The 12,055-nt window shown below is 56.4% G+C and carries 8 protein-coding genes; 6 read left to right on the top strand and 2 right to left on the bottom strand.

Annotated features, from left to right (window positions below):
* Nucleotides 1-639: 639 nt before the first annotated feature.
* Nucleotides 640-1,323 (bottom strand): DnaA N-terminal domain-containing protein, encoded by a 684-nt coding sequence (locus AC2FIR_RS09295; RefSeq protein ID WP_170679209.1) that lies wholly within the window; start codon nt 1,321-1,323, stop codon nt 640-642.
* A gap of 462 nt (nt 1,324-1,785) precedes the next feature.
* Between AC2FIR_RS09295 and AC2FIR_RS09290 the strand changes: the two genes are divergently transcribed.
* Together AC2FIR_RS09290 and AC2FIR_RS09285 are read left to right on the top strand one after the other, a co-directional pair.
* Entirely contained in the window at nt 1,786-3,093 is a 1,308-nt protein-coding gene (locus AC2FIR_RS09290; RefSeq protein WP_170611545.1) for an AAA family ATPase, read from the top strand.
* Entirely contained in the window at nt 3,090-4,196 is a 1,107-nt protein-coding gene (locus tag AC2FIR_RS09285) for a ParB/RepB/Spo0J family partition protein (RefSeq protein ID WP_480525744.1), read from the top strand. The genes AC2FIR_RS09290 and AC2FIR_RS09285 overlap by 4 nt, the downstream gene beginning before the upstream one ends.
* Before the next feature lie 66 nt (nt 4,197-4,262).
* Here the strand turns inward: AC2FIR_RS09285 and AC2FIR_RS09280 are convergent, their stop codons facing one another.
* A complete protein-coding gene (locus AC2FIR_RS09280) occupies nt 4,263-5,318 on the bottom strand; it encodes a tyrosine-type recombinase/integrase (RefSeq protein ID WP_496745835.1) in 1,056 nt (351 codons plus the stop codon).
* Between the two features lie 479 nt (nt 5,319-5,797).
* Here AC2FIR_RS09280 and AC2FIR_RS09275 point away from each other — a divergent pair, with 479 nt between their 5' ends.
* The 4 genes from AC2FIR_RS09275 to AC2FIR_RS09260 are packed head-to-tail and all read left to right on the top strand — an operon-like array spanning nt 5,798 to nt 12,017.
* Nucleotides 5,798-6,766 (top strand): carbon-nitrogen hydrolase family protein, encoded by a 969-nt coding sequence (locus tag AC2FIR_RS09275; protein WP_496745833.1) that lies wholly within the window; start codon nt 5,798-5,800, stop codon nt 6,764-6,766.
* 50 nt (nt 6,767-6,816) lie between these two features.
* The gene (locus AC2FIR_RS09270) at nt 6,817-9,558 is read left to right on the top strand and encodes an aminotransferase class I/II-fold pyridoxal phosphate-dependent enzyme (protein ID WP_496745832.1); all 2,742 of its coding nucleotides are present in this window, start codon (nt 6,817-6,819) and stop codon (nt 9,556-9,558) included.
* A gap of 21 nt (nt 9,559-9,579) precedes the next feature.
* Nucleotides 9,580-11,031, top strand: coding sequence for a biotin carboxylase (locus tag AC2FIR_RS09265; protein WP_496745830.1), 1,452 nt, complete (start codon nt 9,580-9,582; stop codon nt 11,029-11,031).
* Nucleotides 11,032-11,036: 5 nt separating this feature from the next.
* Nucleotides 11,037-12,017: a C45 family autoproteolytic acyltransferase/hydrolase gene (locus AC2FIR_RS09260; protein ID WP_170611535.1), complete on the top strand. Its 981-nt coding sequence runs from the start codon at nt 11,037-11,039 to the stop codon at nt 12,015-12,017.
* The last annotated feature ends 38 nt before the right edge of the window (nt 12,018-12,055 follow it).

Here is a 12,055-nt window from a genome sequence, read left to right as displayed (position 1 = left end):
TCACCAAACATTAGGCTAAACCTAATCATTTATTGTTTCCTGATGCGACGCAGGCATTTACCAATGGAATGCCTGGTCGTTGCCCCGTGGTTCGCGTGGCCCCTCACCTGCCAGAAATGCACCTTGGATTGCCGCTTGGTTTTGTACAGCCCAGGGCGGAAGACCCTCATCGCGTGCGGGGCAGACTAATTGCGACACAGCGTACCACAAGACACAAGCTAAATGGCCAAGACCGTTTTTCACACGGTTACAAGGAACCGTTGACCACCGGGCACGCGGCCATCGCCTTGAAGACAACGCCCGACATTTTCTTCGCGTAGTATCGTGACGGAAGCCGGCCATTTGGATCAACTGTAGTAAGAAGAAAAGCCCGGCGTGATTTGGCCATCTTGGACCATGTTGGCTGAGACGGGCCACGTACTACGGAACTTCCAGGTCTTTCCGGAAACATGCGTTACAGCTTCAGTCAGATACTGATACGCAAAAAACGGGCATTTTGCGCACCACCCATATTTGATTACTTTTCCACAAATACCCCGCATCGCAACCGCGATGTTCAGAAAACCTTCGTTTGGCGCAATCAGAGGCGACGCCGGTGACCCGTATGGTTATCAGCTGGTCTTGCCTGCCCTCGCTGACTTATTCCGCAGCGTCGATCCGCAGGGTTCGGACAGAAGGGTCCACACGCGCATACGCTGCCAAAACGCGGGTTGTCCATTTTTGCGAAATGTAATCCGCCATGAAACGGCTGGGCGCAATCAGGGTGGCCACCCCCCCTGCCCTGCCAGCCTCAACCAGATGCTGGAACCAACTGGACCAAAGCTCGGGGTCGCGTTCATACAGAAACGCCTGGACCGACCGCCAGACGTCATCGTCACCTGATTCCGGAGCCGGAGGTTTGGATTTGAACGGTATGATGTTGGTTTCTTCGGCCGGGGCCTGCCCCATCCTGTCCTGAAAATCCCTGCCAATAGTAGGCCAGATCTCTTCGGTGTCGATCATGATCTGCTTCAGATCCAGTTCATAGACCGCAACCCGCCCCCGTGCTGCCGGTCGTTTGACTGAAATCCACCCTCTGCCGCGCAGCTTGGCCATCTCGCGTTTGACGGTTCGTTCATCCACGGACCACAGGCGCGCAATTTCCTCGCGCCCGATTGACAGTTCGTTGTTGCGCCAGTTGTAGCGGGTGGTGATCAGAACCATTATGCGAAGAATGCTGCGCTGGCGATGCTTATCGCCAGACAGCGCGTGGACAGACAGCGCCGATAGAATGTCATATTTCAGGGCCGAGGCATTGCGCCCGACCGGTTTTGCAACCTGCATTTGTCCCTCACCGCTCTATCTGCCTCACGCGGTTGCTTACCGCCTCGCGCTTTTCCAACGCTTTTCGTGATGATGGCCCAATTAGCGTCCAGCTCATCGATTCTGTCAAGAGCTGTCTTGTTTTGGGCGGCTGCGGATCCAAATCCAGCATTCAAAAAATAAAAGAAATTGGTGAAGTATTGGTGATAGGGGACACCCTGTCTGTCCCCTTATTTGGGCACTTTGTCCCCCTAAATGCTGTATATCTGAACTTAGTGACCCCCTAATTCTGGAGCGTTCGCCCTGGCGAGCGCCTTCCCTCGTCAGCGTCGCGGATCGAATCGGCCCACGTGCCGATGGCCCTTGTTTTCTTACCCGTGGGTAAGATCGTCATCCCATCATAATTTCTTTTGCCAAAGCTGCAAATCAAGCGTAAATATGAAAACCACAAAATTTAACGTCCTAAGAAACGAGACCCGAGGCATGTACACGCACGAAGACCTGAATGCATTGCGTAATCAGTCGCTCAAATTGCAGGGCTGGATTCGCCAGCAGACCTTTAGCCCTGAGATGGAGAAGACCCTCCGCCGGTTCTCAAGCTGGGAGGTGTCGGAACTGATCTTTAAGGTCAACCAATCCACTTTTCGGGGCAAGCTGGCCTCGGACCCGACCCTGCCCAGTGGTGAGGTGGAGCCGGATGGCCGGCAGAGATGGTTCAGCCTGGAAGAAGTCAACGAGCTGCGTCGGCGGTTGAAGGTGAACCGCAAGACCCTTATGCCGCCCCGCCCGGCCGGTAAGCGCGCCATCCGTGCCGCTGTGGCGAATTTCAAGGGTGGCGCGGGCAAGTCAACGGTGGCGTTGCATCTGGCCCATGCCGCGGCACTGGATGGCTACCGGGTGCTGGTGGTGGATTTCGACCCTCAGGCGACACTGAGCCATTCGATGGGCCTGACGGATGTTGCCGAAGACTTTACGGTCTGGGGCATTATGGCGCGTGATCTTATCCGCGAGACCCAACGGATGAACAACCGCCCCGCCGCCGCCGAATCCGGGACCGCCCTGCCCCGCCGCGAGTTGCCGCCATCGATCACGGACATGGGGCTCGGCGATCTGCGGATCGGTGACTTTATCAAGCAGACGTCCTGGTCCAGCATCGACGCCATCCCGTCCTGCGCCAACGCCGCTTTTGTCGAGTTTGCCTCGGCTCAGTACCGGCACTTGAATCCTGAATGGTCGTTCTTTGCGGCAGTATCGCGTTATCTGGACCAGATCCCCGATGACTCTTACGACCTGATCCTGTTCGACTGCCCGCCTGCCATTGGCTACCAGTCGATGAACGCAGTGTTCGCGGCGGACATGCTGTATGTCCCATCCGGCCCGGGTTACTGGGAATATGACTCCACGACCTCGTTCATTGGCCAGCTTGCTGAAGCTCTGGAAGACCTCGCTTATGGGTTCGACAAAACATTACCCACGGGTAAGATCGGGCTTCCCAAGACCTTCTGTGAGTTGCGCTTTCTGCTGACGCGATATGAGCCCGGCAACGCCCTGCACCACGCCATGTTCGACGCATTTCGAAAAGTGTTCGGGGAACACGTGGCCGAGCACCCGGTCGAGATGACCCGCGCGGTCGAACAATCCGGTCGTTTCCTCAGTTCGGTCTACGAGATGGATTACCGAGAGATGACCCGGGAAACCTGGCGCCGCGCACGATCGACCTTTGACAACGTATATGAAGAGTTTCGGGGCGTCATGCTGTCGGCCTGGGATAAGCTGGAGGATGACGCATGACCCGCAAACGCAGAATGTTCGACATTGATATGCCTGCCATGGAAGACATACCCGTGGGTAAGGTTCCGGACCAAGTTCTGGAGAAGCGGCGGGGTCCGATGGCCGCAGCAATCTCGGAGAATGCTGGTGCTCTGCGCGATCAGCAATCGACCGAGGATGCCATTCGCGCAGAAAACGACAGGCTTGCGCATGAGCTGGTGAGCCTGCGGGCCGAAGGGCTGGTGACGGAACGTGTAGACCTGTCAGACGTCGTTACAGAAAAACTGACGCGCGATCGCAAACCCGGTCCGGATCCGGAATTGGAAGAGTTGAAAGCGTCGATCAGGGAAATCGGTCTTTCCAACCCGATCCGGCTGGAGCGTCGCGCGGACGGGCGATTTGACCTGATTCAGGGGATGCGCCGCCTTTCTGCTTATCGTTTGTTGCTGGAAGAAACCGGCGATTCCATCTACGCAAAAATTCCGGCAGGCATTTCGGACGCCGCTGATCTGGACAGCAGCTATCGGCGTATGGTGGATGAAAACCTGATCCGAAAGGACATCTCCTTTGCGGAAATGGGTGCGTTGGCCCGGGCCTACGCAGAGGATCCGGCCAATGACTGTGCGGATGTGGACAAGGCGGTTTCGATTCTTTTCAAATCAGCAAGCTACACAAAGCGAAGTTATATTCGGGCATTCGCGAGCCTGCTGACCAGGCTGGACAAGGTTCTGAACCACCCAAATGAAATCCCGCGAAATGTGGGGGTCGAACTGAAGCGCAAGCTTGATTCCGATCCGGGTTTGATCCGCGCAGTCAGCACTGCGTTGATGAGCGAACCCGACAGGGACAACGCACGAGAGGTGGCGATTCTCCGGTCTTTTTTGGGACAGGCCTCGGAAGCTGTTGCCAGGCCGAAACCGGACAGTCCCGGAAAGCCGCGCCGGGCGAAGACGACGTTTCAGGTGTCTGGCCGCGCGGGGATTGCAAAGTGTTCGGCCTCGAGTGGACGGTTGGAGATCAGGCACGATCTGGATTTTACGCGTGTTGATCGTGCGAGGCTGGAGGCCGCCATTGCAACGATGATTGAATACCTGCGAGAGGAGGATGATCTTACCCACGGGTAAGAATCTCCAGAAATCATGTGAAGCAACCGTGGGGTGTTGGACTAAAATCCAACACCCTTTTTTGTGTTAGCCCAAAAGGTCCGTAGCGGGATTTTCTGCGATATCGACGTCGTCGTAGTACTTCTGCGCCTGCGCGACCGAGCGGTGCAGGGACAGTCGCATGGCCGCCTGAATCGGGGCGCCGTCCAATGCGGCCTGGGTCAGAAAGCCCGAACGAAGACCGTGGGCAGAGGCAAAGTCTTCGGGCAGACCGGCCAGCTTCAATCGATGTTTGACGATCTGCGCTACCGCGTCGGGGGAAAGGCCGCGGTTCAGCACCCGATCAGCTTTCGAGATCGGGCGGAAGAGGGGGCCGTCCTTGATCTGCCCAACTTCGATCCAATGCACTAAAGCCTGCGCTGCTCGGCCTTTCAGCACCAGTCTGGGGGTTTCTCCCTTCTGGGTGGTCTTGGTTTCCAGCAGGGACAGCCAGATGACACCGCTCTTGCCGAATTCCTTAAGGGATACATCCTCGCGCATCAACGCCGTGATTTCCGAGCGGCGGCGCCCGCCGCTGGCCCAGCCCAGCATCAGGATCGCCCGGTCGCGGCAATCGCGACGACTGCCACGGCAGGTCGCCAACAGTTGCTCGAGCACATCGCGGGTGATGGGGTGGGCGGATTTTGGGGCAGGGGGACGGGCTGCGGCGCGGCGTGCTTTGGCCCGTGCTTGCTTCACCTGCGGCGCCTCAAACGGGCTGGGAAGGTTCTTCATCCGGTGGAAGGCCAGCCAGGAGGCGATACGCCGGTCCAGCGTTGAGGGGGCCGGGCAGGCCAGTGACTTGCGCAACCCTTGTGCAATCAGCGCTTCTGCCGTCTGGCGGGCGACATCCGTTTTCGGCGCGTCGTTCAGATCCCGGGCATGATCGAGGATGAAGGCGAGGGCGGTTTCTTCATTCTCGGGCCAGTTGAGGATCGAGCCTATCCGAGCGGCCTTCCAGGCCGTGATGTAGACCAGGTCACGCTCGTACGCTCGTAACGTGTTCTCCGGCGTGCCGCGGACATAGAGATCGGTCAGCGCGTCCTGATCTGCTGAGGACAGTGCAGGAGAAGAGGCTGGGAGATATGGGGCAGGGGTACTCATAGCGCGTATTCTGCGTCAATTCAGTTCGCTTTTCAATTGATCCGATAAGCGACACTTATCAGATATAAATGATCATTTAGAGTCACGCTGGAAGTAGTGAGCAAAACATTAAGATTTTGCGCATATGGTGAGAAGATGGAAATAGGACCAACAAGTATTCAAAAGCCGATGTATTGGAGCGAGACGACTATTTTGCCAATCGGGTGATACGACATGAATGACCGGAAAATTGTCGATCATCGCGATGTCATTCCGTGTCGGGGCAGGGCGGGCAGATTGGCGACAAACCCCAGCATGGAGGCAAGTCACGAACTGACTGGCACCTTGCCAATTCCCTAAATCACTCATCGCCAAGTTCACGAGTGCCAGCGGTCAAACAGTTTGCGACAGAAATCTGCGGCCCCCAAAAAAACAGGCTGGTCACGGGGTTCGCCTGAAAATAAGGTGATCAGACAGCTTACTCGGGAGAGATGCCCAATATGACTCCATTTGCGATCGCCGGTGTTCAGATGCACGTTGGTGCGCTTCATTCGAACGTCGAGGCGATGCGCCATAGAATTGAAATTCTTATGGCCCGGTTTCCATGGACTCAGATGGTTCTGTTTTCCGAACTTGCGCCGTATGGGCCACTGGACCGTTTCGCGCAGCCATTCCCGAATGACGCTTTGTTGCAGTTTCAGGAGGATGCGCGCCGCTTCGGTATTTGGCTGATCCCCGGGTCGATGTTCGAAAAAACCGAAGATGGGCGTATTCTGAACACTTCCGTCGTCATCAATCCCGACGGCGAAATTGTCGCCAAGTACTCGAAGATGTTTCCCTTCCGGCCGTATGAGGCTGGGATATCAGCCGGGACTGATTTCTGTGTTTTTGATGTCCCGAATGTCGGGCGTTTTGGCCTTTCCATCTGCTACGACATTTGGTTTCCGGAAACGACGCGGCAATTGACCAGTCAGGGCGTCGAAGTTCTTCTTCACCCGGTCCTGACCGGGACCACTGACCGCGAAGCGGAACTTGCCATTGCAAGGGCGACCGCGGCGCAGTTTCAGTGTTACGTTTTTGACGTGAATGGCCTGGGGGCCGGTGGTGTCGGTCGTTCGCTGGTGGTCGACCCATCAGCAACAGTGTTGCACCAGTCCGCCGGACAGGAAGACATGTTCCCGATCGAAATCGATCTGGACCAGGTACGGCGTCAACGGGAAACCGGTCTCAAGGGACTTGGGCAAGTTCTCAAGAGCTTCCGGGATCGCGACGCGGATTTCACGGTTTATGATCGCACAAGCGGTGCCGATGCTTACCTGAACACGCTCGGGCCGCTGGAGATTCCACGCCAGGGCTCGGATCGCGGTTTGCTGGCATCCGACCCAAGAACTTCGATTGAAGAAGCGGAAAGAGATTTGCTGACGCCGCCTAACATTTCTGTCTTACACGGAAAGACAGGTTCGGATTAATCGGATCAGAGGGCGGCACTGATCCGGACGCGACAGAAAGGAGGCAGGTATTGAACTTGCACTCGCAGAAGAAGAAGTTGCCGTCCCTACGAGATTATTACAGCGCCACGCAACTTCGCGCCGATCGATGGAGCGCCTTACGAGAGGCCGCTGAAGGCCTCGCCCTACATGGCCGGGAAAAACGCCAGAGCCAGAAGCTGATGTCGACGGCAGAGCATTTGTTCGATGTTCTGGAACCGATCGAGCTTTATTGGGCGTTCCCCGGAATTCACGCCTTTGAGCATCTGCGGCGTCTTCTGCAAAATGGCCATGTTCAGGATCTGTCGATCTGCGTTCGTCGTATTGCGCGGGCGCTGACCTCGGGCGCTTACCGGCGGCGGTCGATTCCGCTGTCTTCCGATGAAATAGACAATGAAGATTATGAAGACGAAGCCTCGCTTGCGCCAGAAGCCCGTGCATTGGGGCGGCCTTATTTTGAGGTGCTGATCGTCGATGATGTCACTGAACATCAGGAAAGGTTCCTGCGGCAAAACCTGCTGCGCATGCGTCGGCTGGAAGATTCGTTCATTTATGAACCGGTCATTGTTCCGTCGCTGGAGGATGCGCTGATCGGGGTTCTGTTCAACTACAACGTTCAGGCTGTGGTGATCAGGCCCGGCTTGTCGCTCAAGTCGAAGATCGATCTTCCGATCCTGAATCAGTACCTGACGCGTGTCAGCGAGGACGAGGATGTTGACGGTCTCGACCCGCATGAATACGGACCGGAAGCCTGTCGGCTTATCGAGAAAATCCGACCCGAACTGGACGCGTATCTTGTCACAGACCGTTCTGCCGAAGATATAGCCGGGCTGGATTTGGGCCGCTGCCGACGCGTCTTTTACAATCAGGAAGATTTTCAGGAATTGCACCTCAACATCCTTCGCGGCGTCGATCGCAGATTCAAAACCCCGTTTTTCTCGGCCCTGAAAGAATACTCGAAACAGCCAACGGGTGTTTTCCACGCCATGCCGATCAGCCGCGGCAAATCGATCAGCCGTTCGCACTGGATTCAGGACATGGGGGCATTCTACGGGTCGAACATCTTTCTGGCTGAAACATCCGCGACCTCGGGCGGGTTGGACAGCCTGCTGGAACCGCGCGGCCCGATCAAGGAAGCGCAGGACATGGCCGCCCGCGCTTTTGGGGCGAAACATACGTTCTTTGCCACCAACGGTACTTCGACGTGCAACAAGATCGTCGTTCAGTCGGTCGTTCGACCCGGCGACATCGTTCTGGTCGACCGGGATTGCCACAAATCGCACCACTACGGCATGGTTCTGGCCGGGGCGAGCGTCGTTTATATGGACAGCTATCCGCTGCACGAGCATTCGATGTACGGTGCTGTGCCGCTGAAAGAGATCAAGCACACCCTGTTGAAGCTGAAAGATGCCGGAAAGCTGGATCGCGTCCGGATGGTGCTGTTGACCAACTGCACCTTCGACGGGGTTGTCTACAACGTTCAGCGTGTCATGGAAGAGTGTCTGGCCATCAAGAAGGACCTGATCTTTCTGTGGGACGAAGCCTGGTTCGGTTTTGCGCGGTTTGACCCGACCTACCGCCAACGCACCGCTATGGGGGTGGCGAACGTGTTGCGGCAAACGCTGCGCACGCCGGAATCGGCAAGCGCCTGGGCGGCCCAGCAGGAAAAGCTTGAGGGTGCGAGCCACGAAAAGCTGCTCGGGACCCGACTGGTTCCGCCGCCCGATGCCCGCGTTCGCGTCTATGCCACGCAATCGACCCACAAGACCCTGACGTCATTGCGGCAGGGGTCGATGATTCACGTCAACGATCAGGACTTCAAAGGCGAGGTGGAGCAGGCTTTTCATGAGGCCTACATGACCCACACCTCGACTTCGCCGAACTACCAGATCATCGCTTCCCTGGACGTTGGTCGCCGACAGGTCGAACTGGAAGGGTTCGAGTTTGTGCAAAAGCAGATCGAGACCGCCATGTCGATCCGGCGCGCAATCTCGGACCATCCGGTTTTACAGAAGTATTTCAAGGTGGTAACCGCCGGCGAAATGATCCCGGAAGAATACCGGGAAAGCGGCGTACAGGCTTATTACGATCCCGATCACGGCTGGGTCGACAAATGGACAATGTGGAGCCAGGACGAATTTGTGCTGGACCCGACGCGCATTACGCTGGCCGTGGGTGGAACAGGCTGGGACGGCGACACGTTCAAGACCAAGATCTTGATGGACAAATATGGCATCCAGATCAACAAGACGTCGCGGAACACCGTGCTGTTCATGACCAATATCGGGACAACCCGATCCTCGGTCGCTTACCTGATCGAAGTGCTGGTCGAAATCGCCAATGATCTGGACGAGCTTCTGGACGATGCCTCGAAAATGGAACGCAGGTCATTTGAGAACCGGGTCCAGGCGTTGGTCGAAGACGTGCCGCCGCTGCCGGATTTCAGCCGGTTCCACGATGCCTTCAGGGATGGATCAGATACGCCCGAAGGAGATATCCGAACCGCGTTTTTCCTCGCTTATGACGAGGACAATTGCGACTTTATTCCGACCGATGACAAGCTGATGGCGCGTCTTGAAGCGGGTGAGGAGCTTGTCTCGTCCAGCTTCATCATTCCCTATCCGCCAGGCTTCCCGATTCTGGTGCCCGGTCAGGTCATCAGCCCGGAAATCCTGTCATTCATGCGGGCGCTGGACGTCAGTGAAATTCATGGTTTCCGCGAAGACCTGGGTCTGCGCGTGTTTACCCAAGAGGCCTTGGAGTCCGTCAAATAATAATATCAGGGGAGAGGTTAAATGCCCAAGAAGGTACTCAAGAACATTTCGGAAATCCGTCGTTACTTTCACACGAATTCGGACCCGATCTACTTTGTCTCGGCGACCAATTTCAACCTGCTCGGTCTGGATGAATGGGTCAAGAATTTCAAGTACATCTGCTACATGGATTGCTTTGACGGACGCCATCCCAACGTTCTGGTTCCTTCCGAACTTCCCCATGACGAGTTTCAGTCGATCGAAGACATCAACAACTATCTGCTTCAGCACAAGGAAGTTGTCGATTACGTCAAGGCGCGCGGCGGCAAACCGAAATTCGTTTTCCTGATGTTCGACGAAAAGACGGAAAAACTGGTCAAGGAACTGGGCGGCGAGGTCTGGTTCCCCAAGGCGAAGCTGCGTACCAAGATGGACAACAAAATCGAAACTGTCCGGGTCGGCAACAAGGCGGGTGTCCCGTCGGTTCCCAACACGCTGTCCAAGGTCGACAGCTATGACCAGTTGAAAAAGGTCTGCAAGAAGGCGGGGCTCGGCGATGATCTTGTCCTGCAAAGTGCGTTTGGCGATTCAGGCCACACCACCTTTTTCATCAAGTCCGAGGCCGATTTCCGCAAACACGAACATGAGATCGTGGGCCACGGCGAAATCAAAATCATGAAACGCATCGACTGCCGGGGTTCGGCGATCGAAGCTTGCGCAACATCCGAAGGCACGATTGTCGGGCCCCTGATGACGGAGCTTGTCGGGTTCAAGGAATTGACCCCCTATCGCGGAGGCTGGTGCGGAAACGAGATTTTCTCGACCGCCTTCCCGCCGAAGACGCGCGAGAAAGCGCGGGAACTGACGTTCAAATTTGGCGAACAACTTCGCAAGGAAGGATATCGCGGCTATTTCGAACTGGATTTCCTGATCGACAAAAAGACCGGCGACATCTGGTTGGGCGAGCTCAACCCCCGGATCACGGGCGCGTCCTCGATGACCAATCACGCGGCTTTTGCGCATGCAGATGCGCCGCTGTTCCTGTTTCACCTGTTGGAGTTCTCGAAAAAGCCGTTCAACCTGGGTGTCGAGGAACTGAACGCACGCTGGGCCGATCCCGACATGATCGATTCCTGGTCGCAAATGGTGATCAAGCACACCGAGGACACGGTCGATATCATCACCAACGCCCCGGAATCCGGGATCTACAAGATGTTGCCGGACGGGCAGGTGGTGTTCGACCGGTTCGACTATCACCGGCGCGCGGTGGAAAGCGAAAACGAAGCGTTCTTTTTGCGGATATCGAATGTTGGCGACTACCGGTACGAAGGGGCCGATCTGGGCATCCTGGTCACACGCGGCCGGTCGATGACCAAGGGTTTTCAGCTTACGGCTAAGTCGAAGCATTGGATCAATGGCATCAAGAACGCGTTCTCGGCACGTCCGCTGCCATCGGCTCAGGCATTTGAGGATCCGGCGTTTAAGATTATGTAGAGTGCATGAAACTAACCTTTCGCGCCGTAGAAGAAAAGAAACCCGGACAGAAACTGTCCGGGATTTTCTCCGAATATCGAAATGCCTACCTTAAATGGTGGGCAAGCGAAGGGTTGTCATCACGCCCGACATATTCCGAGTGCCGTCATGCGCTGAAAACATATATGCCGGAAATGCTCGAGCCGTATGACATGCTGTGCGCCGCCTTTGGCGCCGGCGATCTGGAGGCGCGGTTCCTGAGCTTCTTTTGCCCGCCGCGCTATCTGGCGGGGTGCAGCCAGGCGATTTGGCAGGGGCCAGAACCGTTGATGGTGCGGAACTACGACTACAACCCGTCGGCCTTTGATGGAATATTCCTGAAGACCGGATGGAACGGGCGTCAGGTCATGGGCACCTCGGATGGCTTGTTTGGATTGCTGGATGGCATGAATGATGCAGGGCTAACCGTTTCCCTGACATTCGGTGGCCGCCGCGCGGTCGGCGAAGGCTTTGGGGTTCCCCTGATCCTGCGATACCTGTTGCAGACATGTTCGACGCTGGAAGAGGCGAAGGAGGTTCTGCTACGGGTCCCGTGTCACATGAGCTACAACGTTACGGTCCTGAACCGGGACCGGCAGTTCTTTACGGCGTTTCTTGCACCGGACCGGCCAACGCTTTTTACACATGCGGCTGTTTCCACCAACCATCAGGAGCGCGTGGAATGGAAAAGCCATGCACGCCTTACCGCCACTGTCGAGCGTGAGCGTTTCCTGCTGCATCGCCTGACTTTGCACCCAGAGACGAAAGAGGTTTTTGTCGGGTCTTTTCTGAAGCCGCCGCTGTATTCGCTGGCTTTCGATCAGGGGTTCGGAACCCTTTACACCGCAGCCTACCATCCCCACGACCTAACAGCTGAACTGCTGTGGCCGGGCCGGAGATGGAAAAAGAGCATTGGTCAATTTCACACGGACAGCCTGCAGGTCATTTACCCACGGGATCCGGTCTGAAACTTGACAGATCGGACAGGGCGGGCAGTTCCAATACG

It is taken from the genome of Ruegeria sp. CDSB136 (assembly GCF_059610965.1).
The sequence above is the reverse complement of the archived record's forward strand: the minus strand, read 5'-3'. Positions and strand labels throughout refer to the sequence as shown.